24 protein-coding genes and 3 tRNA genes are annotated in these 23,287 nt (G+C 69.7%); 14 read left to right on the top strand and 13 right to left on the bottom strand.

All coding sequences use genetic code 11. The annotated features are described in order from the left end of the window. Nucleotides 1–23 precede the first annotated feature (23 nt). Nucleotides 24–94 (top strand) — tRNA-Gly (locus CK500_RS11395). 270 nt (nucleotides 95–364) lie between these two features. Here the strand turns inward: CK500_RS11395 and CK500_RS11390 are convergent. After that, the gene (locus CK500_RS11390) at nucleotides 365–799 is read right to left on the bottom strand and encodes a hypothetical protein (protein WP_095637337.1); all 435 of its coding nucleotides are present in this window, start codon (nucleotides 797–799) and stop codon (nucleotides 365–367) included. A 62-nt stretch (nucleotides 800–861) separates the two neighbouring features. Next, nucleotides 862–2,379 (bottom strand): KaiC domain-containing protein, encoded by a 1,518-nt coding sequence (locus tag CK500_RS11385; RefSeq protein ID WP_095637336.1) that lies wholly within the window; start codon nucleotides 2,377–2,379, stop codon nucleotides 862–864. A 121-nt stretch (nucleotides 2,380–2,500) separates the two neighbouring features. Between CK500_RS11385 and CK500_RS11380 the strand changes: the two genes are divergently transcribed. The 3 genes from CK500_RS11380 (at nucleotide 2,501) to CK500_RS11370 (ending at nucleotide 4,752) form a co-directional block, all read left to right on the top strand. Continuing rightward, entirely contained in the window at nucleotides 2,501–3,328 is an 828-nt protein-coding gene (locus tag CK500_RS11380) for an NAD(+)/NADH kinase (protein ID WP_095637335.1), read from the top strand. Between the two features lie 161 nt (nucleotides 3,329–3,489). After that, nucleotides 3,490–4,017, top strand: a complete 528-nt coding sequence (locus CK500_RS11375) for a hypothetical protein (protein WP_095637334.1) — start codon at nucleotides 3,490–3,492, stop codon at nucleotides 4,015–4,017. 57 nt (nucleotides 4,018–4,074) lie between these two features. Further along, on the top strand, nucleotides 4,075–4,752 hold the full coding sequence (locus tag CK500_RS11370) for a TVP38/TMEM64 family protein (RefSeq protein ID WP_095637333.1): 678 nt from the start codon (nucleotides 4,075–4,077) through the stop codon (nucleotides 4,750–4,752). Between the two features lie 284 nt (nucleotides 4,753–5,036). On the opposite strand, the gene CK500_RS11365 is transcribed toward CK500_RS11370, so the two are convergent. The 3 genes from CK500_RS11365 to aspS all read right to left on the bottom strand — a co-directional run bounded on the left by CK500_RS11365 (nucleotide 5,037) and on the right by aspS (nucleotide 7,631). Further along, nucleotides 5,037–5,771 (bottom strand): DUF4382 domain-containing protein, encoded by a 735-nt coding sequence (locus CK500_RS11365; RefSeq protein WP_095637332.1) that lies wholly within the window; start codon nucleotides 5,769–5,771, stop codon nucleotides 5,037–5,039. 1 nt (nucleotide 5,772) lies between these two features. Beyond that, nucleotides 5,773–6,072 (bottom strand): hypothetical protein, encoded by a 300-nt coding sequence (locus tag CK500_RS11360; RefSeq protein ID WP_095637331.1) that lies wholly within the window; start codon nucleotides 6,070–6,072, stop codon nucleotides 5,773–5,775. Between the two features lie 254 nt (nucleotides 6,073–6,326). Then, nucleotides 6,327–7,631, bottom strand: a complete 1,305-nt coding sequence (gene aspS, locus CK500_RS11355; RefSeq protein ID WP_095637330.1) for an aspartate--tRNA(Asn) ligase — start codon at nucleotides 7,629–7,631, stop codon at nucleotides 6,327–6,329. Between the two features lie 542 nt (nucleotides 7,632–8,173). Between aspS and CK500_RS11350 the strand changes: the two genes are divergently transcribed. Then, nucleotides 8,174–8,485, top strand: a complete 312-nt coding sequence (locus CK500_RS11350; RefSeq protein ID WP_095637329.1) for a hypothetical protein — start codon at nucleotides 8,174–8,176, stop codon at nucleotides 8,483–8,485. A gap of 38 nt (nucleotides 8,486–8,523) precedes the next feature. On the opposite strand, the gene larC is transcribed toward CK500_RS11350, so the two are convergent. Continuing rightward, nucleotides 8,524–10,023, bottom strand: coding sequence for a nickel pincer cofactor biosynthesis protein LarC (larC, locus tag CK500_RS11345; protein WP_095637328.1), 1,500 nt, complete (start codon nucleotides 10,021–10,023; stop codon nucleotides 8,524–8,526). A gap of 120 nt (nucleotides 10,024–10,143) precedes the next feature. Here larC and CK500_RS11340 point away from each other — a divergent pair, with 120 nt between their 5' ends. Beyond that, nucleotides 10,144–11,310 carry an inorganic phosphate transporter gene (locus tag CK500_RS11340; protein WP_095637327.1) on the top strand — a complete coding sequence of 389 codons (1,167 nt, stop codon included), beginning with the start codon at nucleotides 10,144–10,146 and terminating at the stop codon, nucleotides 11,308–11,310. 34 nt (nucleotides 11,311–11,344) lie between these two features. Here the strand turns inward: CK500_RS11340 and CK500_RS11335 are convergent, their stop codons facing one another. Further along, nucleotides 11,345–12,028, bottom strand: a complete 684-nt coding sequence (locus tag CK500_RS11335; RefSeq protein WP_095637326.1) for an undecaprenyl diphosphate synthase family protein — start codon at nucleotides 12,026–12,028, stop codon at nucleotides 11,345–11,347. Between the two features lie 182 nt (nucleotides 12,029–12,210). On the opposite strand from CK500_RS11335, the gene CK500_RS11330 reads away from it, so the two are divergent. From CK500_RS11330 to CK500_RS11305, 6 genes are all read left to right on the top strand, one after another. After that, the gene (locus CK500_RS11330) at nucleotides 12,211–12,735 is read left to right on the top strand and encodes a hypothetical protein (protein ID WP_095637381.1); all 525 of its coding nucleotides are present in this window, start codon (nucleotides 12,211–12,213) and stop codon (nucleotides 12,733–12,735) included. Between the two features lie 59 nt (nucleotides 12,736–12,794). Next, on the top strand, nucleotides 12,795–13,391 hold the full coding sequence (locus CK500_RS11325) for a hypothetical protein (protein ID WP_095637325.1): 597 nt from the start codon (nucleotides 12,795–12,797) through the stop codon (nucleotides 13,389–13,391). A 64-nt stretch (nucleotides 13,392–13,455) separates the two neighbouring features. Continuing rightward, nucleotides 13,456–13,539: transfer RNA gene (locus tag CK500_RS11320), tRNA-Ser, on the top strand. An 843-nt stretch (nucleotides 13,540–14,382) separates the two neighbouring features. Continuing rightward, a complete protein-coding gene (gene sod, locus CK500_RS11315) occupies nucleotides 14,383–14,982 on the top strand; it encodes a superoxide dismutase (protein ID WP_095637324.1) in 600 nt (199 codons plus the stop codon). A gap of 148 nt (nucleotides 14,983–15,130) precedes the next feature. Beyond that, entirely contained in the window at nucleotides 15,131–15,433 is a 303-nt protein-coding gene (locus tag CK500_RS11310) for a DUF5827 family protein (RefSeq protein ID WP_095637323.1), read from the top strand. Beyond that, the gene (locus CK500_RS11305) at nucleotides 15,430–16,347 is read left to right on the top strand and encodes an ATPase (protein WP_095637322.1); all 918 of its coding nucleotides are present in this window, start codon (nucleotides 15,430–15,432) and stop codon (nucleotides 16,345–16,347) included. The genes CK500_RS11310 and CK500_RS11305 overlap by 4 nt, the downstream gene beginning before the upstream one ends. A gap of 54 nt (nucleotides 16,348–16,401) precedes the next feature. On the opposite strand, the gene CK500_RS11300 is transcribed toward CK500_RS11305, so the two are convergent. From CK500_RS11300 to CK500_RS11290, 3 genes are all read right to left on the bottom strand, one after another. Then, the gene (locus tag CK500_RS11300; protein WP_095637321.1) at nucleotides 16,402–16,884 is read right to left on the bottom strand and encodes a hypothetical protein; all 483 of its coding nucleotides are present in this window, start codon (nucleotides 16,882–16,884) and stop codon (nucleotides 16,402–16,404) included. 63 nt (nucleotides 16,885–16,947) lie between these two features. Next, complete coding sequence (locus CK500_RS11295; protein ID WP_095637320.1) at nucleotides 16,948–17,298, bottom strand: 4a-hydroxytetrahydrobiopterin dehydratase; 351 nt, start codon at nucleotides 17,296–17,298, stop codon at nucleotides 16,948–16,950. A 121-nt stretch (nucleotides 17,299–17,419) separates the two neighbouring features. After that, nucleotides 17,420–17,494: transfer RNA gene (locus tag CK500_RS11290), tRNA-Val, on the bottom strand. A gap of 169 nt (nucleotides 17,495–17,663) precedes the next feature. Between CK500_RS11290 and CK500_RS11285 the strand changes: the two genes are divergently transcribed. Then, nucleotides 17,664–18,785: a M24 family metallopeptidase gene (locus CK500_RS11285; RefSeq protein ID WP_095637319.1), complete on the top strand. Its 1,122-nt coding sequence runs from the start codon at nucleotides 17,664–17,666 to the stop codon at nucleotides 18,783–18,785. Nucleotides 18,786–18,829: 44 nt separating this feature from the next. Here the strand turns inward: CK500_RS11285 and CK500_RS11280 are convergent, their stop codons facing one another. Beyond that, a complete protein-coding gene (locus CK500_RS11280; protein ID WP_095637318.1) occupies nucleotides 18,830–20,218 on the bottom strand; it encodes an NAD(P)/FAD-dependent oxidoreductase in 1,389 nt (462 codons plus the stop codon). A 198-nt stretch (nucleotides 20,219–20,416) separates the two neighbouring features. Between CK500_RS11280 and CK500_RS11275 the strand changes: the two genes are divergently transcribed. Next, entirely contained in the window at nucleotides 20,417–21,772 is a 1,356-nt protein-coding gene (locus CK500_RS11275; RefSeq protein WP_095637317.1) for a sodium-dependent transporter, read from the top strand. 33 nt (nucleotides 21,773–21,805) lie between these two features. Here the strand turns inward: CK500_RS11275 and CK500_RS11270 are convergent, their stop codons facing one another. Next, nucleotides 21,806–22,462 (bottom strand): AIM24 family protein, encoded by a 657-nt coding sequence (locus tag CK500_RS11270; RefSeq protein ID WP_095637380.1) that lies wholly within the window; start codon nucleotides 22,460–22,462, stop codon nucleotides 21,806–21,808. 124 nt (nucleotides 22,463–22,586) lie between these two features. Next, entirely contained in the window at nucleotides 22,587–23,252 is a 666-nt protein-coding gene (locus tag CK500_RS11265; protein WP_095637316.1) for a cytochrome c biogenesis CcdA family protein, read from the bottom strand. Nucleotides 23,253–23,287 lie beyond the last annotated feature (35 nt).

The following is a 23,287-nucleotide window of genomic DNA, read 5'->3' as shown; positions in this document are numbered from 1 at the left end:
GAAGGTCGGATACTGCCGAGTGAGCACCGTTGGTCCAGTGGTAGGACATTAGCTTCCCAAGCTAATAGCCCGGGTTCAATTCCCGGACGGTGCATTTCTCGAACGTAGTGAGAGAAATCACCGGACGGAATTGAACCCTATCAGTCGCGCGCAGCGAACGCAGTGAGCGAGCACGTCTGATTTTGGTTCAATTCCCGGACGGTGCACTTCCGACTGACTCCGTCAGTCGACGTTTGCCTCGCTTCGCTCGGCAAACTCCCTCCGGTCGTGTACCGTCCGTTGTCACGCTCGCTTCGCTCGCGTGACTCCCGGACGGTGCATTTCTCGAACGTAGTGAGAGAAATCACCCGACTGTAGTACCCTCTCACTCGCCTCGCGCGACCATCGCCCGACGGATGCCGTACTCCACGCCGCCAGCGATCAGCGCCACCCCGACCACCGCGACCCACCCGATCAGGTACCACCCCAACGGCGTCGGGCCGACCGGAGTCGGGATCGTCTCCGGCGCGACGTACACCGACCACGTCCCGTACGTCGACGCGACGAGCGCGAGGGCGACCGCGATCGACGGGGCGACGAGCCGGTGTTCGACGAAGAGCGCGGCCGGGAGCGCCCCGAGCGACAGGGCGCCGACGGCGACGTAGACGAGGAACGGGTTGCGACCGAACGAGAGATCGAACCACTCGGTGAGCGCGGCGACGACGATCAGGTGAGCGAGACCGGCGAGCAGGCCGATCCCGACTGCTCGACGAGATGGGAAGAGCGAGGAGGAGGAGAGGGGGGCGTTCTCGGGAGACACGGGCGTTCGTTGCTCAGTCCGACTCTTAAAAGTCCGCCGCGCGGGCCCGTTCGTCGGCGGGTTCAGAAGATGTTCGCCTGCCCGTACACAGAGATGCCGGTGTCGGTGATCTCGTACGGCTTCGACTGCCGGGAGTGGTTCGCGTCGCGGATCTTCTGGATCTCGACGGCGAGGCGCGTCTCCCGGAAGTCGGTGCCGCGGATGTACTGGAGTACGAACACCGCGTCGGTGAGGTACTCGACGATCCCGTGCCTGGAGGCGAAGGGGTTCCGCTCGCTCGCCTCGGAGGTGAGCAGGGTGGTGACGCCCGCCTCCTTCAGCGACCGGGTGAACCCGAACACCTCCGAGCGGCGCTTCGCCGGGTGGTCGTACATCATCTCAAGGAGGGAGACGGAGTCGAGCACCAGCCGGTCCGCGTCGAACTCGGCGATGAGCCGGACAAGGTCGTTCCGGATCGACGCCAGCGAGTTCGCCATCTCGATCGGGTCGATGGCGACCACCGCGAGCCGGTCCTCGTCGGCGTGCTCGCGGAACGACCACCCCTTCTCCTCGGCCGTCGCGAGGATCGACTCGCGGGTCTGTTCGAGGGTGATGTACACCCCCTTCCGGTCGGATTCGAGCGCCTCGTTGAGGAACTGGAGGGCAAACGTCGTCTTCCCGGTCCCGGCGCCGCCGATGACCGACAAAAGCGAGCGACGCGGGACCCCGCCGAGGATCATCTCGTCGAGCCCCTCGATCCCGACGTCGGTGCGCTCGATGGACGACTCGAAGTCGTCGGGGTCGGCGTCGAACTCCGGCGACGGGTCGCCGCCCTCCCCGCCGAACTCGCCGAACCCCGCGTCGTTCGGGCCTCCAGATCCGCCCGGGGCGTCCCCCCGATATCCGCCGAAGGGGTCCGCCGATCCGCCCGCCGGTCCGCCGCCGGTCTGTCCGCCGCCCGGTCCACCGCCGGTCGGTCCGCCGCCCGGGGCGCTCCCGCCGCCGCCGAACGGGTCGTCCTCGCCGAACGATCCGCCGCCGAAACCCCCGCCTAGGTCGGTCGGTTCCGCGGCCTCGCCCGCCGCCGATCCGCCGCCGAACGGGTCGTCCTCGCCGAACGATCCGCCGCCGAACCCCTCGCCGGGCGGCTCGTCTTCGGACGGGCCGCCGCCGAACGGATCGCCTTCCGATTCGTCGCCGCCGAACGCGTCGCTATCCAAGTCGTCGCCGTCGAAAGCGCCCGCGTCGGAATCGTCCGCGTCGAAATCGCCTCCATCCGAGTCGCCATCACCGAACCCCTCATCGCCGAAATTACCCTCGGCGAGGTCACCGGGGGCGTCTCGCTCGGGGTCCCGCTCGCCCTCGCGGATCCCGCCGAACGGGTCGCTCCCGCGCTCGTCGTCGCGCTCGCCGGCTCCCTCGGATTCGGAGGCCCCGCTGTCCGGCCCTTCGTCCGGGGCCTCGCCATCCGGTGCCTCGTCTCCCGCTTCGGCGTCTCCTCTCGCCCCGTCGCTATCGTCCGTCTCCCCGTCGTCGACCGCGTCGCTGTCCGCGTCGATGTCCCGCAGCGCGCGCTCGAACCAGTCGTCCTCCTCGCTCATGGTTCCGGTCGGCCGTGGGGGGTCGACATGGTTCCCGCAAGGCGGGCGGGCGGCTTGAAACTTTCCGGAACCGCGGTCCGATGTCCGCATCCTTTTGTCGGGCGGCGAGAATCGGTGGCGCATGGAGGTCGGAATCGTGGCGCGGAAGGGGAGCGAGCGCGCGGTCGCCGTCGCCGAGGAGCTGCGCGACGCGGTCGCCGGCGCCGGGGCGTCGGTCTGGCTCGACGCGGAGACCGCCGACGCCCTCGACGAGCCGGATGCCGGTCGCCCGGTCGACGCGCTCACCGACTGCGACCTCGCGGTCGCGGTCGGCGGCGACGGGACGTTCCTCTTCGTCGCGCGCAACGCCGGCGACACCCCGATCGTGGGCGTCAACCTCGGAGAGGTCGGCTTCCTCAACGCCGTTCCGCCGGAAGACGCCGCGGCGGCCGTCCTCTCGGAGGTCGAGGCGTTCGACCGCGGGGAGATGGACGTACGGGAGGCCCCGCGGCTCGCCGCCCGGGCCGACGGGTGGACCTCCGTCCCCGCCGCCAACGAGGTTGTGATCCAGGGCGGCCGGCGGGGTCCGGGCGCCGGGATCGACTACGAGGTGCGCGTGGACGGGAGCCGGTACGCGGGCGGGCACGCCGACGGGGTCCTCGTCGCGACGCCGACCGGCTCGACCGCGTACAACCTCTCTGAGGGCGGTCCGCTCGTTCACCCCGGCGTGAGCGGGCTCGTCGTCAACGAGATGGTCGCCGACGAGGGGATGCCCCCGCTCGTGGTCGACGCCGACGCGACCGTGACCGTGGCGGTGGAGGGAGTGGAGGAGGCCGTCGTCGCCAGCGACGGCCGGAACACGACGACGCTCCCCGCTCCGACCGAGGTGACCGTCGAGCGCACGACCCCGCCGATGCGGATCGCGGGACCCCCCTCCGACTTCTTCGAGGCGCTCGGGAAGCTCTCGTGAGTCGGGAAGCTGTCGTGGTCGGGGAGCTGTCGTGAGTCGGGGAGCGCGAGAGTCGAGAAACGCGAGGCCGCTCGGCGTCCCGATTCGATCTCCCGCGTCCCGACTTCGGGCCGTCGGTCGACTCGCAACCTTCAACCGCCGGCCGGCCGCATCCTCCGGCCATGGCGCTTCCGATCGGTCTGACCCCGTTCGCGAACCAGTCGCGGACCGCTCACGCAGGCGTCCTCCTCGGGGGCGCGCTCGCCTGCCTGCTCGGCTACGTCGGCGCGGCGGCCCTCCTGTTCGGACTCGGCGCCCTCGATCACGGCGCGCCGGACGGGCCTCGGAGAGTCGCGTCGGCGGTCGCGTCGCTGGCCTGCTGGGGGTTCTACGCTGCCGCGTTCGCCCGGGGCAAGGGCGGGCCGGTGACGGACGCGCTCGTCTACCCGGTCGTCACAGTGGCGGTCGTCCCGACCGCGTTCCGATGGGTCGCGTTCGGGCCGGCGTGGGGCGCGTTCCGCGACCGGATCGCCCGCTTCCTCTTTCGGCCGGAGCTGTTCGTCGACGCCGCCGTCCTGATCCTCCCCGGAGTCGCCTTCGCGGTCGGCCTGCTCGCGCTCTGGGCGAGCCGCCTCGACGAGGCCGCGATCGAGGCGTGGCAGCGGGAGCACCTCTCCCCGGCGTTCCGTCGGGAGCTCCTCGATGAGTGAGGCCGAGGCGGGGTCGACTCCACAAAGCGTTTATCGTCCGAGAGAGCACCGGCGTTCGTGAATCGCCGAACCGGAATCGTCGGGTACGCGCTCGCGGGGGGTACGCTGGCCGCGTTCGCGGCGGCCGCGTGGGTCGTCTCCCCCGGCGCCGTGCTCGGGCCGCTGACGTGGCTCGCCGACGATCCGATCCGGTTCGGCGCCGCGCTGGTCGCGCTGACGGCGGTCCGGCCGTTCCTCGCCTGGCCGACGACGCTGCTCGCGGTGGTCGCCGGCTACGGGTACGGGTGGGTCGGGCTCCCCGTCGGCGTCGCCGCGATGGTCGCGACGGCGCTCCCGCCGTACTGGTTCGCGCGGATCGGACGCACTCGGGCCCGAGAAGGCTCGCGGACGGCCGACCGGCTCTGCGGCGCGGGCGAGCGACTGGCCGACGCTACCGGAGGTGTCCGGGCCGTCACCGCGACGCGGCTGCTGCCGGTCCCCTCTGACGCCGTCTCGGTCGCCGCGGGCGGGTCGGGAATCGGTCTCCGGTCGCTGCTCGTCGGCACGGCCCTCGGCGAGTTGCCGTGGGCGGTCGTCGGCGTCGCGATCGGTGTCTCCGTCACCCGGCTCGCGGCCGGGGGCGTCGCCGCGATCGATCCGACCGTGTTGGTCGCGATGGCCGGCCTCGGAGCGCTGCTGCTCGCCGGGCCGCTGTATCGGACGTTTATAAGAGATCGCGCGTCGCCGACCGCGTGATCGGCGCGAGTGCGGTGTGCGTCTCTCGCGTCGTCTCGCGTCTATCGCAGCATCTCGCGTCGTCTCGCGTCTTCTCGCTGCGTCACGTCGAACGAAACCCGACCGTCCCGACGCGTCGAACCGCGGCGGGACGATCGAACGGGTCGTGTGCCTCCGACGGGGGACCGACGCGAGCGTGCATTCCCCTGGTCCCCGAATCCCGGGACCGCTCCCAACCCTGACCCCGAAGCCGCGGTCGGTCGCGGCTTCAACGGGGGACCGAGGGGAACGCGACGCGCCGCCGGCTATCCCGACTCCTCGTCGGTTCCGTCCCCGTCGCCGGAGTCGCCGTCCGTCTCCTCGTAGTCGACTTCGATCCCGCTCGGAACCGGCCGCAGGAGGTACCCGCCGGTGCCGCGTCGGACCGGGGCGAAGTCGGCGGTGAACTCAGTCCGGGTGTTCTCGCGCACCTCGAACTCCGCGTTGAACGTCAGCGGCGCGTTCCCCGGGAGGTCGACTTCGGCCTCGTCGCCGCTTTCGAGGGTGCCGTCGACGTTCGAGACGTCGAGCTGGAGGAACCGGTACGTCCCGACCGACAGCTCTCGCTCGTCGATCAGCTGCGTCTCCCCGTTCTGTAGCTGGACGAGGTCGGCCTCCTGCGCCTCGTCGAACTCGTGGTACTCGCGGCCGGAGGGTTCGCCCTCTTCGCCATCGTCTTCGTCGTCCGCCCCGCTTCCGTCGTCGGTCTCGTTGCCGTCGGCACCGTCATCGCCGTCGTCGGTCGCACTCCCGTCGTCCGTCTGATTCCCCTCCGCGCCGCTCTCGGCGCCCTCGGGACCGAGCCAGATCCCCTCGACGGTGACCACGAGCGATTCGAAGTCGCCGATGTCGGCGGGCTGGTCGGTGACTGCGGTCGCGAGCGTCCCGGTCGCGCGGCCGACGCAGCCGGCGAGGCCGGACGCGCCGAGCGCGGCGGCGCCGGTCGCCTGCAGGTACGTCCGTCGGTCGAGCGCGAGACGGTCGGACGTGCGGTCCGTCACGTTACGCACCCCCGTCGTCGGTCTCGCCGTCCGCGCTCTCGTCCTCACCGGCGCCGTCGCCGGCGATCCCGCTCACGGTCTCGCCGAGGTCGTCGAGCCCGCCGCCGATGAAGTCGTTCACACTACTCAGGATGTCGCCGACGAAGTCGGGTACCTGATCCGGGAGGTCGCTCGGCGGTCCCGCGTCGCCGGACCCATTGTCCGGTCCGGGAGCGGCCGCGACGGCGCCGGCGGCCGCGCCGGTCCCGATCAGTACCACCGTGGCGAGCGCCACGATCAGCGTCGTTCGGATCGCGTTCATGACGGTTCCCGCTCGGACCGCTGTCACCTTTAATACCCCAAGCCGTTCGGCCGAGTTTCGCCCGATTTAACTCGGTTTAACCGCCGATAGGCGGCTTGAGAGTCCGAATTCGGCGACATCGGCCATTACTTATAAACAGCGCGGCGAGCGACCCGCGAGCGACGGTTCGCCCGCGGATCGTGTCAGGGGTTCACGGAGGGCGATCAGAAGTCCGTCTGAATCAAGAGTTCGACCGTGTCAGACGATCGCTCCCCTCAGGGCTCCAGCCGGTTCGGGTCGCGCGGGAACATGATCGCCTCCTTGATGTTGTCCAGGTCGGCGACCTTCTGGACGAGCCGGTCGATGCCGAGCCCGTAGCCGCCGTGGGGCGGGGTGCCGAAGCTGAGCGCCTCGATGTAGAACTCGAAGTTGGCCGTCTCGACGCCCTCCTCCTCCATGACCTCGACCATGCGCTCGACGTCGTGCTCGCGCTGGCCGCCCGAGGAGAGCTCCTGGCCCTTATAAATGAGATCGAACTTCCGCGAGGCGATGTCGTCGCCCTCGACGTCCTGCATGTAGTAGAACTTCTCGTCGGGGTAGCCGACGACGAAGAACGCGGGGTGGCCCTGCTCCTCGAAGTGCTCGCCGAGCAGCTTCTCGCCCTTCGTGTCGAGGTCAGTCGGGTCGTCCGGGAAGTGACCGAACTCGGTCTCGAGGATGTCGAGCGCCTCGTCGAAGGTGATCCGGGGGAAGTCGTCCTCCGGGACATCCAGGTCCACGTCGAGCAGGTCGAGCTCGCGTTCGGCGTTCTCGGCGACCTCGCGGAGCGCGTACCGCAGCGACTCCTCCTGGACGTCCATCACGTCGTCGTGGTCGTCGATGTACGCCAGCTCCACGTCGAACATCGCGATCTCGGAGACGTGTCGGGAGGTGGCGAAGTCCTCGGCGCGGAACGCGGTGCCGGTCTCGTAGACGGCCTCGTAGCCCGACGCCATCAGCATCTGCTTGTACAGCTGGGGGCTCTGCGACAGGAACGCGTCCTGGTTGTAGTAGAGGATCGGGAACAGCTCCGCGCCGCCCTCGGCGCCGCCCTTCGAGATGAGCGGCGTCTTGATGTCGACGAACCCCTCCTCGTCGAACCACTCCTCCATCGCCGTCATCAGCTCCGAGCGGAGCGTGAACACGGCGAGCGTCTCCGGCTTGCGGAGGTCGAGCGCGCGGTTGTCGAGCCGGGTCGAGAGGTCGACCTCGATGTCCTTCGAGATCTCCAGCGGGAGCGGGGAGTCCGCCTCGTCGATGACCTCGTACTCGGTCGGGGCGATCTCGACGCCGCCGGGCGCCTGATCGCTCTCCAGTGGCTCGCCGACGACACGGACCACGTCCTCGGCGCCCACGTCTTGGACGGCCTCGAACAGCTCCGGCTCGCGCTCCTCCTTGAAGACGATCTGGATGAGCCCCTCGCGGTCGCGCACGATGAGGAAGACGAGGCCTCCCAGGTCGCGGATCTCGTGGACGTGGCCGGCGATGGCGACCTCGTCCGCGTCCGGTTCGACGTCCGACGTGTGGATTCGCTCGATCATGACGGTGGCTGCTTACGCGCAACTGGTCGGGCGTTCGTCATAGGCCTGTCGTCTCGCCGTCGCCGGAACCGGCCGATCTGGGTCATCTGCGCGGGATTCGCGGCCGCAATTCGCTCGCTCACCGAATATAAGCCAACAGTTACCGAGTCACACGGCCGCCATAGATTTAATAACTACCCGACATACCGAACCGGTAACGGCGCCTCGCGCCGCCGGAGTCCACGTATGACCCGCCTCCGTTCCGCCGTCTCGGCGTCCGCCGCCCTCGTCAGCGGCGCGCTCCTCGGCTGGAACGGCTACGGGATTCCGGAAACACGGTCCGTCCGCCCGACCGCGTAACGCGCGTCGGCTGGGGAGTTCCCCGCGGGACGGACCGCATCCCGACTTCTCCAGCCGTCGCTGTGTCGCCGGTGATCGCGCCGCCGATCGCCGACCGCCGGACGCGACCGTGTTCCCCTCGCGAGCGTCGGGTCCGCCGAAGCCGGGCCCGCGTTCGAGGCCGCGGACCGGTCCGCGCCGCGTTCGACTCGCGGCGAGGGGCTATGGCAGCAGCCATCCACACGCAGACCGTGGAAGCGACCGTGACGGTGCGCGTCTCGCAGGCCGCCGCCGGCGACCTCGTCGCCGGCGCCCGCGAACAGATCGAGCGGGTCGACGGCGTCGCCGTCGAGGACCTGTCGATCGCCGGTCTCCAGCCCGGGCTCAACGACACGACGGTCGAGGCGGTCGCGACCCTGTCGGTCGCGGATGCGGACCGGCCCGACGAGCGGGTCGCCGACCGCGTCGCCGACCGGTTGGCCGACGGGTTCGGCGTCGAGCCCGAGCGCGTCGAACGGGTCGAGCCCCCGGGGTGACCGCGGCGAGCCCGGTCCCTCACCCTCGCTATTCCGCGCTACTCCTCGCCGAGCCGATCGCGCACGTCGGCTTCCGCCCGCCGGAGCACGTCCCGGATCGGGATCCCGGTCGCTTCGGCCACCCCGGCCGCGTCGTCGTACTCGGCGCTCACGTCGTAGACGTCGCCCTCGGCGGTCGACGCGACCTTCACCGCCACCTCGTAATCGTCGCCGTCGACCGCGAGGACAGCTGTCTCGAACGCGCGCTCGGCGATCCACCGGTGGCTCGCGCCGGACTGGCGGACGCCGAGGGTCCCCGTCTCGCGGGCGAGCCGCTCCGCGACCGTCTCGGCGTCCCCGGGCTTGCAGATCACCTTCACGAGGTGCCCCGGTCGCGACTTCTTCATCGTGGTCGGCACGATCGTCACGTCGCGCGCGCCGGCGCGCTTGAGCGTCTCCTGGAGCCCGCCGAGCACCTCGGGGGCGGCGTCGTCGAGGTTCGTTTCGAGCACGGCCACGTCGTCGTGGACGAGGCCGTGACCGTGGTCGTCGGTGTGGTGGGTTGCATCGTCGTGGTCGGTGTGGTGGGCCGCATCGTCGGCGTGGTGGGCCGCGTCCTCGTGGTCGTGCTCGTGAGCCTCGCCGTCGGCCGCCGGCTCGCGGCCCTCGCCGACCAGCGCTCGGAGCACGTTCGGGTGGTCCGGGAGGGTCGCGTCGCCCGCGCCGTAGCCGGCGGCCTCGACCGCGAGGTCCGGGATCGCGTCGGTGCCCTCGGCGACCGCAGCGAGGATCGCGGCGCCCGTGGGCGTGAGCAGCTCGCGGTCGACCGGCCCGCCGACCACCGCGAAGTCGGCGCCGGCCGCGATTTCGGTCGTCGCCGGCGCCGGGACCGGGTAGACGCCGTGGCTCATCTCCACCTCGCCGCCGCCGGTCGCGACCGGGGTGGTCACGACCCGATCGGGGCCGAGGTCGTCCAAGAGGAGCGCCGCGCCGACCACGTCGGCGATCGCGTCGTCGGCGCCGACCTCGTGGAAATGGGTCTCGGCGAGGTCGGTGCCGTGGACCGACGCCTCCGCGCGCCCGAGTCGCTCGAAGGCGTCGAGCGCGACCGACTCGACCGGCTCGGGGAGGTCCATCGACTCGACGAGCGCGACGACCTCGGGGTAGCTCCGGTGGACGCCGGCGCCCTCAGCGGGGGTGTGGCCGGAATCGTCGTGTTCGTGACCGTGGTCGTGAGAGTGGTCATGGTCGTGTTCGTGGTTGTGCTCGTGGCCGTGGTCATGCTCATGGCCGTGATCGTGATCGTGCCCGTGGTCGTCGTGAGCGTGATCGTGGTCGTGAGAGTGGCCGCCGCTCTCCGCGTCGTCCTCGCCGTCGAGGAGCACATCGACGGTCGTCGCCCGGATCCCGTTTTTCGTCGTCTCGCCGATCTCGTACCGGACCGGGAGCCGATTGGTCACGGGGGAGAGCGCGTCGGGATCGGCGCCGGCCGCGATCAGCGCGGCGCAGATCATGTCGCCGGCGGCGCCGGTCCGACCGTCGAAGACGAGCGTTCGCATGAGCGACCGGAGGCCGCCGCCGGACAAATACCTCCGGGTCCGCGGATCGCGGTCCCGACGCTCCTGTCGGGATGCGGAAACCTGTTCGTTTAACCCGCCGTGTGTCGTTGTGGCGACTATATGGTTGAGGTCTTACTTCTCGTCGGGTTCGTGGTCGCGGCGTTCGTCGGGTACAACATCGGCGGCGCGACGACGGGGCCGGCGTTCGGACCGGCGGTCGGCGCGGACGTGATATCCAAGTCGGGCGCCGCGGCGCTGATGTCGGTGTTCTTCTTCATCGGCGCGGGGACGCTCGGGCAACGCGTCGTGACGACGCTCGGCGAGGACCTGGTCACCGGCGGCAACGTGTTCACGCTGGAGACGAGCATCGTCGTCCTCTTTTTTATCGGCGGCGCGCTGTTCGTCGGCAACTTCGCCGGCGTGCCGGCGTCGACGTCGATGACGGCGGTCGGCGCCATCGCCGGCCTCGGGCTGGCGACGGGGACTCTGGACCGAGCCGTGATGGGCGAGATCGCCATCTGGTGGATCGTCGCGCCGATCATCGGGTTCTGGGTCTCGGGCGTCGTCGGCCGGTACTTCTACCCCGCGATCGACAGCTGGGTGGCGATCGAGAGCACCGAGGGTGCGCTGTTCGAGTTCGACCGCTCCGGGCTCGTTCCGAAGCCGGTGCCGGGCCCGAACACGACGCGCCGCGAGCTGGTCGGCGGGTTCGTCGTCATCGCGATCGGCTGTCTGATGGCCTTTTCGTCGGGCACGTCGAACATCGCGAACGCGATCGCGCCGCTCGTCGCGCTCGACAACGTCGAGATGACGCCGATGATCCTCCTCGGGAGCGCCGCCGTCGCGGTCGGGGCGTTCACGATCGCGCGACGGACGCTCGACACGCTCGGCAACGACATCACCGACCTCCCGCTGACCGCGGCGATCGTCGTCGCCTGCGTCTCCTCCGGTATCGTCATCAGCCTCTCGGCGGTCGGGATCCCGGCGTCGTTCGTCATCATCGCGACGATGTCGATCGTCGGCCTCGGGTGGGGGCGCGCGACGCGGACCGTCACGGTCAAACAGGGGATCAGCGGCGAGAAGGAGCCGACGGTCTCCGTCGGCGCGCTGAAAGCCGACGAGACGGGACCGATCGGCGAGGGTGACCCCTCCGACATCCCCTCGGCGTCCGACCTGTTCAATCCGACCACGAGCGCGCGCGTCGTGCTGATGCAGAACGTCGTCCCGATCCTCTCGACCGTCGGGGCGCTCGTCACGTTCACGCTGCTGTTCCGGTTCGTCTGGTGAGGGTTCTGAGGATTCTACGCATCTACTGACCCGCCTACCGACCGAACCGCCGTTGCCGGTCCTGGAAGTCGAGGACCGCCCGGAGGTAGTCCCGTTTTCTGAAGTCCCGCCAGTTCACGTCGGTGAAGTAGAGCTCGGCGTACACCGACTGCCAGATGGCGAAGTCCGAGAGCCGCTCCGCGCCCGTCTTGATCACGAGATCGGGCTCCTCGGGGAACACCAGCCGGTCCGAGATGTCCGCCGCGTCGATCGACGCCGGGTCGAGATCGCCGGCGTCCACGTCGGCTGCGAGCTCCCGGACCGCGGCCGCGAACTCGGTCTTCCCCCCGAGCCCGACCGTGATCCGGATCGGCGCGTCGTTTGGTCGCTCGTCGAACCGACGGTGGCCCGGCCCCGCTTCGGCCTGGTCCCCGGCGTCGACCGCGATCCCCTCGCCGCTCGGCGCGTCCGCCGGTCCGCGAACGACGAGCCGCCGCGGCGCGTCGACCCGGCGAAGCTCGCGGACGAGCGTGGGGGCGACCGCGGCGTCGAGCACGGACACCGAGACGGTGACGCGCTCCGCGCCGTACTCGAAGGCCCACCCGAGCGCCGCCGAGAGGGTCTCGAACGCGCCGTCGGCGAGGAGGTCGCGCTCGGTGATGACGAGCGCGACGTGCTCGGGGGGATCGCCGTCGTGGAGGCGGTGGCGGACGGCGAGGTACGTGTCGTACAGACCCACGTGAGGAGGTCCCGCCGCGGGGTATAAAAACTCACGTCAGCCGTCGTCGAGGAGGAAGGGGGCGCGGCGTCGACCGCGTTTCCCCGGCGCCGGCCCGAATCCCCCCGATGTCGACCCCGCTCCCCGCGGCGCTCGCGTCCGGCGACGAGGGGTTTAATTCTCCCTCGGCCGTAGCGGCGTCGATGGCAGACAGCTACCGCGGGGTGTTCGGCGCGATCCCCTACGCGATCCGCGAGACGGAGTCGTGGACGATGCGCGTGTACGGCGTGATCGGGGCGCTCGCGGCCGGGCTGATCGCGACGGTCGTCACCCTCGCGCTCGTCGTCTGGATGGCCGAGACCGCGGAGGTCCAGAGCGGGACGTTCCTGTTCTCGCGGTCGCTGTACGTGATCGCCGGGTTCGCCGCGGTCGCGCCCCTGCTCGCGCCCCTGCTGTTCGTCGCGCGCCGACACCGCCGCGGCGACCCCGTCAAGCCGGGATACGACCGGAAGCTCGCGTACGGCGGGTTCCTGTTCCTCTGTTCGCTGTACGTCGGGATGGTCATCTCCGCGCCGGCGGAGCTCCGCGAGCCGACCGAGTCGGCCGTCGTCGGCGCCCTCTACGCGCTCCCGCAGATCGCGGGCGTCGTGCCGCCGGTCCTGGCCGCGCTCGTCGTGTTCGCGATCCACTACCGGCTCCGGGGGTCTGAGGGGTCGAACACTCCGTAACGCAAGCCCCTGTTTGTGTCTCGCGAGGGTATAACCGGCCGTGTGTAAGACGGTACGGCATGCGACGTCGAACTGCACTCGTCACCGTCGGCTCGCTCGCGCTCGCCGGGTGTTCGCGGACCGCACCGCCCGAGTTCGATCCGGTCGCGGAGGCGTTCGACGGCGGACCGACGCGGCCGGAGTGTGAGGTCGACTCCGAGACGATCGAAGTCGACGTGGGCGGGGAGACCCGGGAGTTCGAGACGGCGGCGACGATCCCGTATCCGGCTCCGCCGGACGGGTTCGGCGACCGTGTCGTCCGGGAGTACGTCGTCGCGTTCGAGGAGGCGTACGTGACCCACGACGCGGTCTGCGACCGGAGCGGCTCGACGCGGATCCTCGCCGTCACCTTCTCCGCGGAACGGACCGAGACGTTCGACCGCGGCGAAAACGCGTGGCTCGTGTTCTGTCGGTACGCCGGCGGGGCGTCGTCAGGTGTCGACGACGGCGGGCTCTGGGAGGCCGACCTGGGATACACTCAGGTCGTCTACGCGATCGACGAGACCGGGGCGGCGCGGCTCGTCTTCGACGAACCGCGGGACCCGTCGCGCGGCGAGATCGTCGACGAGGCGCCCGACCCGATCGCCGACGGCGAGTTGGTCGCCGTCTTCGAGTGACAAGGGGTCGCGCGCCGATCGACACCGACACCACTTAGTCGAACGCTCCCGACGGTCCGAGTGCGGTGGGATGGCAGAGTGGCCTATTGCGCCGGTCTTGAAAACCGGTAGCCTCACGGCTTCCTGGGTTCGAATCCCAGTCCCACCGTCAGTGCGCGGCGCACTCCGCGTCGAGCGGCTCTGTTTGAATATTTGTAGATTGACATATTTTCTCCCCTGCGGTCAGTACAGGTGCTGTAGTAATTGACATCGGGAGTGGGTATTGCAGATCCGCAGTGGTGAGACAGTATATAAACCGATCGTGAGCGACAGCGACGATCCCCTATAAATCCGGTGCGGTGGCGTGCGCCTGCGAGCGGCCGCCAACGGCGGCCGCGAGCCAGCACGCGCGAGGGAGTCGCTGGCGGCGATAGCCGCCAGCGACGAGGCTGGGGAGGTGTGAGGCTGCGGTGCTGTGCTGGGCGGGACTCAAAGGGGCAGTCGCGAGGGCGCCGCAGGCGACGTAAGCACTGGAAGGAGGGAGCGCTAGCGACCGACTGAAGCGCGCAGCGAGCGTGCGCCGCCCTCGCGGCTGGGGCTTTGCAGGTCTTCACCGCAGGATCGCTGTTTGCTTATAAACACCCGCCAGCAACACCACTCGATCACGTATAAACGACCAGATTACCAACGTGCAACACTCACTCCCGCTCTCGATCAAGAAGCAGTCCTCACCGATCGGCAGTTTCAGCCGACATTATGCTTGAAGAATAGGGTTTCAACAGAGCCCGCCGCGCGCGTTTCGGAGGACACCGAGGAACTACTTTCAGTTACGTCTCCGAATCGACGGAGTGCCGACTAACGCGGGTCCACTATCTCACAGCAGTCTGAACCGCGACCCCAGCGTTCTCGATCTGCGGATATCGAGGTCTGCCGCGTCCAGTGACGTGTGATAGCGTGTACCGCATTATCTTTAACAGGTTTCCGAGCCATGTTGCAGACAGGTGATACAACGATGAGCTACGAACTCGATCCGTTACCGTACGATTACGACGCGCTGGAACCGCACATTTCCGAGCAGGTGCTCGAATGGCACCACGACACCCATCATCAGGGGTACGTAAACGGGTGGAATTCGGCCGAGGAGACGCTCGAGGAGAACCGTGAGAACCACGACTTCTCGTCGTCGGGCGGGGCCATCCGCAACGTGACGCACAACTCGTCGGGGCACATCCTTCACGACCTGTTCTGGCAGAACATGTCGCCTGAGGGCGGCGACGAGCCTCAGGGCGACCTCGCGGCTCGGATCGAGGAGGACTTCGGTTCCTACGAGGCGTGGAAGGGCGAGTTCGAGGCGGCGGCCTCGGCGGCCGGCGGCTGGGCGCTTCTCGTATACGACACGTTCTCGAATCAGCTTCGGAACGTCGTGGTGGACAAGCACGACCAGGGCGCGATCTGGGGCGGTCACCCGATCCTGGCGCTGGACGTGTGGGAGCACTCCTACTACCACGACTACGGCCCGGCCCGCGGCGAGTTCGTCGACAACTTCTTCGAGGTCGTCGACTGGGACGAACCGTCGAGCCGCTACGAGCAGGCCGTCGAGCTGTTCGAGTAACGCTCCACACCTGACGCGCTACGCGCGTCGAAACCCCGAATTTTTCGCACCCTGACCCGAAAGCGTCAGCGTCGTCTCCCCGGGCGAGGCGCCACCCGGTGCCGCCCGTATCGGCAGCGTTTACGGACGGGATCCCGTATCGTCCCCCATGCCCGAACCGAAGTCGGCGTTCGACGCCACCTACCCGTGTGACTTCTACGAGCCCGCGGAGCTGTTCGAGCCGGATCAGATGTACACGGTCCCCGAGATCGGTCGGCTCCTCCAGGGGCTGGAGGCCGACGCCGAGGTTGACCCCGACACCGAGGCCGTCCTCGTCGACTGGGCGGTGCCGTGGGTGATGGTCCACGCCGAGGACATGGTCGTCGGCGAGCCGCTGGAGGAGGACGGCCCCGGCTACTACGGGCTCGCTCCTCACGCGATCGACGACGCCGACTCGGAAGACGGAGCGTGAGCCGGGAGCGCTCCGACGCGCCGGTGGTCCTGGTCGCCGGCGGCGCCCGCGTCGACGCCGGCAAGACGACGTTCTCGACCGGGCTGGTCGCGCGCCTCGCCGCCCGCGCCGGCGACGCGGTCGGGGTCAAGCCCCGCGCCGGCAACGACTACTGGTACGACCACGACGACTACCGGATCGCGAGCGACGCGGGCCGGCTCTACGGCAAGGACGCGAGGCGGCTCGCGGCCGCGAGCACGCGACCGCTTCTGACAGTCGGCGATCGGAGCGGGCGCCGCGATCGCCCCGAGGCGATCACGCCCGAGGCGATCAACCCCGTCCACCGCCTCTGGCGGCCGACGCCCGGTCGGACCGGCATGCTGGGCGACGCGGACCGAACCTTCCTTTGCGATCGGGTGACGACCGAGGAGGGGTCCCGGTTCGTCGTCAACGGGGCGGCCGAGGCCGCGGGACTCCTCCCTGACGGCCTCGCCGAGCGGCTCCCGCTCGCCGAGGCGACCAGCGTCGACGACGTGGCGGCGTTCAACGACGTGATGGCGGCCGACTACCTCCCGGCGTTCGACCGCCTCGCGGCGCGGGTCGCGGCGGCGTCGGTGCCCGTCGTCGTCGAGTCGTACGCGGACGTCGCCGGACCGCTCCCGCGGGACGGGCCGGTCGAGCCCGACGCGGTGGCGGTCGTCGACCCCGGTCGCGCGCGGATCTTCGCCGGCGACCGCTACGCGAAGGCGCGCGCGGTCGCCTCGGGGAGCCCGCGCGAGGGGACGATTGAGGAGCACACCGGAACCGTCACGGAGATGATCGAGCCGCTGGCGACCGTCGGTCTGCCGGCGCTGTCGGGCGACGAGCGCGGCGATCCGGACCGCGTCGCCGATCGGTACGCCCCCGCCTACGAGACGCTCTTGGAAGCGGTCTAGCGGGGAAAGCGGGAGCGGTCGGCGAGACGAAAACCGGAGGGGTTCGAGACGCGGTCAGGCGTTCCGCTTCGAGTAGTGGTCGATCGCCGACTCGATCGAGGAGAGTTCGGCGTTCACCCGGCTGTCGGCGACGCGCATGAAGCCGGGGGTGTACGACTTGGAGTAGTCGAAGATGGCGTTGACCGCGCGCTTCGAGGCGGAGACGGCCGTGAAGTCGGTGACAGTGTACACGCGCGTCGTCGGGAACGCGGTCCAGAAGGTGCTGGAGACCCAGCGGTCCTCGTCCTCGAAGGTGGTTCCGACCCGACCGGTGGCGAGGTACTCGCCGTCGTTATAGAAGAGGAGGAGGTCGCCTTCCTCCATCCGCTCGAACGTCGAGCCGTTCCCGCTGTCGTCGTCGACGGCCCACAGGCGGGCCTCGTCGAGGTCGGCGAGGGGGGCCGGTCGGTCGTCGTACTCGGTGAGGTCGACCGCGGACCGGACCGTTCGATCGAAGTTCTCCGGGTCGATCGGGACCAGGAAGACGTTCGCGCTCATTACCCCCATTTCCGCCGGGAGGGGTTTAAAACCGTTCGTTGGCGAGTCGGCCGCCCTCGGGCGTCACTCGTCGCCCTCTCCGTCGTAGATCCGGTCCATCCGCGCGGCCATCACGAAGTCGGCCTCGTGGAGCCCGCCGACGTCGTGGCTCCACATCTCGACGCCCACCTCGCCCCACGAGAGGTGGATGTCGGGGTGGTGCCACTCCGCCTCGGCGAGCTCGCCGATCTCGTTCGTGAACGCCAGCGCGTCCGCGAAGTCGTCGAACTCGTAGCTCGCTTCGAGGTGGTGGTCGTCGACGACCTCCCATGCCGGGCCGAGCTCGGCGAGGTACTCGGCGTACTCGTCGTCGGTCAGCGGTTCGGCGTCCTCGTCCGCCGGTTCGACCGGCTCGTCCGCGAGCGGTGGTGACATACCACACTGTTGGGCGACCAGCGGTTTGTACCTTCCGCGGATCGCTTCGGCGAGAACGGCTCCGTCCACCTTCCGCTCCGTGAGAATATCGGCCGCTACCGGACTGAAGCTGAAGTAGAAGTGGGTTGGGGCAGATTTGAACTGCCGGCCTCCTCCATGTCAAGGAGGTGTCATAACCGGACTAGACTACCAACCCGCAGGGGCTTACTGACGCATCTCTTCGTTTCCGGGGGACGTAATTGAACCTTTCGTTTCGGTCGCCGGCGCCGGGGTGCGGTCGGTCGATTCGCACGCCTGCACCCCCGCGTTTCCGCGGACCGAAGCGGTTCCGACCGGTTTTACTGGCTCGGTGAGAGTCGTCGGATATGGTCGATCTCGCCGCCCGCACCGAGAGGCTCGACGCGTACCTCGACGAGCGCGGGCTCGAAGCGGTCTGGTTCGCCGAACCGAACGGGTTCGCGTGGCTCACCGGGGGCGACAACGTCGTCGACGCCGACGCCGACCTCGGGGTCGCCGCCGCCGGCTACGACGGCGAGCTCCGAGTGATCACCGACGACATCGAGGCGAACCGGCTCGCCGACGAGGAGCTCCCCGACCCGGTCGCCGTCGAGTCGTTCCCGTGGCACGCGAGTTCGCTGGCCGAGGCCGTCGCGGAGCGCTCCCCGGCCCCCGCGGCCGCCGACTTCGACGTACCGGGCTTCGAGCGCGTCGACGGGAGCCGGCTCCGACAGCCGCTCACGGACGACGACGTCGAGCGCTACCGCGAGCTCGGCCGGGAGGCCGCCGCCGCCGTCGAGACAGTCTGTCGCAACCTCGAACCGGAAGACCCTGAGTACGAGGTCGCCGCCGGCGTCGACATCTCGCTTTCGTCCCGCGACGTCGACACCCCGGTCGTGCTCGTCGGCGGCGCGGAGCGCGCGCAGCGATACCGCCACTACACCCCGAGCGACGCGACGCTCGGCGACTACGCGCTCGTCTCCGTCACCGCCGAGCGGGCCGGGCTGTACGCCTCCCTCACCCGGACCGTCGCGTTCGACGCCCCCAACTGGCTGGAGGAGCGCCACCGCGCGGCCGCCCGCGTCGAGGCGACCGCGCTCGCGGCGACCGAGGCCGCCGCGGCCGGAGAGCTGACGGGCTCCGACGGCCCGGACACCGCGGGCGACGTGTTCGACGCGATCCGCGAGGCGTACGACGCCGTCGGCTTCGCGGAGGAGTGGCGCGAGCACCACCAGGGCGGCGCGGCGGGGTTCGCCGGCCGCGAGTGGATCGCGACCCCCGAGAGCGACGAGCCGGTCCACTGGCCGATGGGCTACGCGTGGAACCCGACGGTGCAGGGAGCGAAAAGCGAGGACACGCACCTCGTGGCGCCCGACCGGACCGAGACGCTGACGAAGACGGGCCAGTGGCCGACACACGAGGTCGATCCGGTCGATATCGACGGGATCGAGACCGAATCGCGGGAGCTGTCCGCGCCGGTCATTCGGTAGTCAGAACCGTCGCCGACCGCGACCACAGAAAGCGTCTGCTCGCGTCAGTAGACGTACTCGCTCTCGTCGATGCCGACGTAGTCCTTCCTCACGCGGCGCTTGTTCCACTTGTAGCCGGCCATGAGTTTCAGCGACTCCCAGCCCGAGCGGTACGGGTGCGAGAGGAGCCCGCCGCCGGCCTCCGCCGCGAGCATCGCGTCGGCGGCGCCGATGACCCGGTTCCAGTCGTCTGGGCCGTACTCCGCGACCATGTCGGCCATCGTCACGTTCCGGACGACCTCGTCGCCGATCGCCTCCTTCCACCGCCGGTTGTAGGGAGCCATGTCGCCCGCGGCGGCCAGTTCGCCCGCGATCGCGCCGGTGCGGACCGCGACGTGGTCGCCGCCCTCGTGGAAGGCGGAGGTGGTGCCCATCGCGCCGCCGGCGACCGCGATCCCCGCACCGGTCGGCGAGTCGATGGGGCGGGTCGAGGAGATCGGGTAGGTCTCGGTCCCGTTCCGCTTGCCCGCGTCCTCGACGAGCGGGAAGTCCTCCTCGATGTCGTACTCGTCGCCGTACTGCCACTCGAGGAGGCGGCGGACGTACTCGCCGCCCTGGGGGATCGACTCGTCGTCGGCGTCGAGCAGCGCGTAGGCGTCGCGGTCGAACGCGTCGATGTCGAGCCCGATCGGCATCGTGAGCCCGACCCGACAGACCCGGTCGGCGTTCGGGAAGATCCACGGGTAGGCGGTCTCGCCGGGCATCACGCCCCACCAGAAGACGATGGCGTCGTTCACCTCCTCGTACACCTCCTCGGGGACGCGGCGGTACTCCTGGTACGCGATGTGGTTCGCCGTCCGGGAGGCGAGCCGGTCGGACGCGGCCGCGTCCGCGGGGAGGTACTTGTCGAGCACCTTGTTCGTCACCGTGCGCTGGGGGCCGTCGGCGAGCACCACGAAGTCCGCGCCGACCGTCTCCCCGGAGGCCAGTTCGACGCGGTGGCGCGGCTCGTCGCTCCCGGGCGAGACCGAGACGTCGGTGTCGACGCCGCGGACCGACACCCCGGCCCGGTACTCGGCGCCGGCGTCCTCGGCGCGGTCGCGGAGCCAGTCGTCGAACCGGGCGCGGTGGAAGGTGTAGCCGAACTTGTCGTACGAGGAGTCGATTCCGGTGCTCGTGAGCGTCGCCGACTCGTCCGGGCCGCGGAACTCGGCGCGGTTCAGCTCGCGCTGGACGACTCCGTCGTCGAACTCGTCGGGGTGGATCCCCATGATGTCGACCCAGTAGTCGAGGATGCCCGCGGCGTCGGTCGAGTCGGGACCGAGCCGGTCCCGGTCGGCGCGGGGGACCCCCTTTTCCAGCACGAGCGCGTCGGCGCCGCCGGTCGCGGCCGCGTGCGCTGCGGAGGAGCCGGCCGGACCGCCACCCACGATCGCGACGTCTACGCGTTCCATACCCCGTGAGGTTGCCGTCCGGCTATTAAATTCACGGTCCCCGACGGGAGTCCCGCCCGACCCGGCTCGCCGCCGACGCGCCACATCGAATCGGCTCCGCTACCGCCCGGTGACCGATTGATCATGTTTGATTATTAGTGGTTAGGGCGGCGGAGAGACACGTTTTTACGGGGTCCGGGGTTTCAATCCTGCACACAAATGGCACGCGAGACATGGGCAACCCGGGCGGGATTCATCCTCGCCGCGGTCGGCAGCGCGGTCGGACTGGGGAACATCTGGCGGTTCCCCTTCATCACCGGACAGGAGGGGGGCGGCGCGTTCCTCCTCGTCTACCTGCTTTTCGTCGGATTGATCGGCTTCCCGGCGATCCTCGTCGAGTTCGTGATCGGGCGGTACACCAACCTCAATCCGGTCGGCGCGATACGGGAGCTCGGCGGCGGGGCGTGGAACTACCTCGGCTGGCTGTTCGTCGCGATCGGCTTCGTCATCCTCTCGTACTACAGCGTCGTCGCCGGCTGGTTCCTCCGGTACACGCTGATCGGCGTCACCGACGGATACGCGCTCGCTGGGCCAGAAGAGGCCGGGCAGCTGTTCGGCACCGTCACCACCGGGATCGACTCGCTCCTCTTCCACGCCGTGTTCATGGCGCTCGTCATCGGGATCATCGCCGCCGGCGTCCGGAAGGGCATCGAGGTCGGCGTGAAGGTGATGGTCCCGGCGATCATCGTGCTCCTCGTCGGGCTCGCGGGATACGCGTTCACGCTCGACGCCGCGGGGGCGGCGTACGCCTACTACCTCACGCCGGACTTCGGCTACCTCGCCGCGAACTGGACGAGCATCCTGCCGGCCGCCGCCGGGCAGGCCTTCTTCACGCTCTCGCTCGGGATGGGCGTGATGATCACCTACGCCTCCTACCTCGGTGAGGACCGGAACCTCGCGTCCGACGCCGGCGTGATCGTCGCGCTCGACACTCTCATCGCCGTGATCGTCGGCTTCGTCGTCTTCCCGTTCCTCTTCGCGGCCGGGATCGAGCCCGGCGGCCCCGGCGCCAGCGCGATCTTCGTGAGCCTCACCTCGGCGTTCTCCACCATCCCCGGCGGTCGGCTCATCGGGGTCGTGTTCTTCGCGATGGTCGGGATCGCGGCGCTGTCGTCTGCGATCAGCATCCTCGAAGTGCTCGTCTCCTACCTGATCGACGAGGTCGGCGTCGCTCGGGTCCCGGCCTCGGTCGCCTTGGGCGTCGCCGTCTTCGTGCTCGGCGTCCCGGTGACGATCGACCTGATCTTCCTCAGTCTGTACGACGGACTCGCGGACGGGATCCTGCTCGTGCTCGGATCGCTGCTGCTCGCGGTGTTCGTCGGCTGGGTGATCCCGGACGTCGCCCGGGAGGAGCTGGCGAAGGGGATCGGTGACCTCGGCGGCCTCGGGTCCGCCTGGATCTGGATCGTTCGGATTCCGATCGCGATCGTCGTGATCGTCTCGCTGTACCTCGGGGTCGTCGACTACGTCGACTTCCTCACCGGCGGCTTCGCGGACTGGCTGGCGGCGCGGTAATCGGACCGTCGGTCCCGGTCGCCCCGGAGCGCGTCAGGCGTGCTCCTCGCGCGGTTGGACCACGACGAACCCGTCCGGTCCCTCGAACCGCATCTGGTACCGCTCGCCGGACTCCTGACCGATCATGTCCGAGAGGCTCCGGTTGACCTCCACGTTCGGGGAGGTCCCGCCCCACGCGACGGTCGCGCCGGGATCGGTCGCCACCGGCGGCTCCAAGACGATCGGATCGCCGTGCGTGGTGAGCGCGACGTAGCCCGGGCCCTCGAGGAAGACGTTGCTGAACCCGCCGGCGAGCGCGCCGGCGAGGCTGTCGATGGTGCTGATCTCGTAGGAGAGCGACTCCTCGAACGCGAGCACGTCCTCGCCGTTGACCGTGATCGACTCGCCGGCGTCGAGCTCGACGACCTGGACCTTCTTCCCGTCGTCCGCGAAGTAGACGTGACCGGTGCCCTCGACGGCCATGATGGGCGTGCCCTCGCCCGTGGTCGCCTCCTTGAGGAATCCCTTGATCCCTCCCTCGGCGGAGGCCTTCCCGGTGAACGAGACGTCGCCCGTGTACGCGACCATCGACCCGGCCTTCGCCATCACGGCGCCGTCGACCTCGACGTCCAAGGTGTAGCTGTTCTCGCGCTGGAAGGGCTCCGCACTGTCCGTCGGTGCGTTCTCGGCGGTGAACTGATCGAGATTCATGGTACGGGGACCGAACGTCGGGAGTTCGGCTGGGCGGTCCTTCCGCGCCATCGAACATGAATCTGGGGGGTCGCTGTCGGGTATCGAAACGCCCGATGAGGCGGCCGAACACCGACGATCCGCGTCAGTACACGACCAGCGAGAGGTACAGCTGGCCGACGCCAGCGACGACCATCACCGCGCCCGCGACCCGCTTCAGGGCGCCGGCGTGAGCCATCACCCGGTTGGCGTTGCCGATGAGCCCCACGCCGGTCGCGACGGTGGTCGCTGCCATCAGGACCGCGACGACCCCGGCGTACACCGAGAGCACGAGGAGCGCGGCGTCGCCCGGGAGCGCGATCGCGCGAGCGATCACCGCGAGGAAGATCGGGGCGACGCAGCCGGCGCCCGCGAGCGCGTACCCCGCGCCGAACAGCCCGAACCCGAGGACGCTCGACCGGCGCTTCGGCAGCGAGACGGACACGGAGGGCGCCCGTCCGAGGACGACGAGCAGCCCGAAGGCGATGAGCAGTCCGCCGACGAGTGTCTCGAAGACGGCGATGTTCGACAGCGCCGACTGCCCCACGCGGACCGTCGCGCCCGCGAGCAGCGCGAACGTCGCCAGCACGCCGAGCGCGGCGGCGATCCCCCGGACCCCGGCCCCGGTCACCGACGCCTCGTCGGCGTCGACGGAGTTCACGTAGAAGCCGACGTACCCCGGCAACAACGGGTACGCGCACGGCGAGAAGAACGTCGCGACCCCCGCGGTCACGGCGAACGGGACGTTCGTCGCGAGCGAGACGTCGGTCATCGGCCGGCCCGTCGTTCTGTCGGTCGATCGGCTCG

The organism is Halorubrum salipaludis, from assembly GCF_002286985.1.
Taxonomy (GTDB): domain Archaea; phylum Halobacteriota; class Halobacteria; order Halobacteriales; family Haloferacaceae; genus Halorubrum; species Halorubrum salipaludis.
The sequence above is the reverse complement of the archived record's forward strand: the minus strand, read 5'-3'. Positions and strand labels throughout refer to the sequence as shown.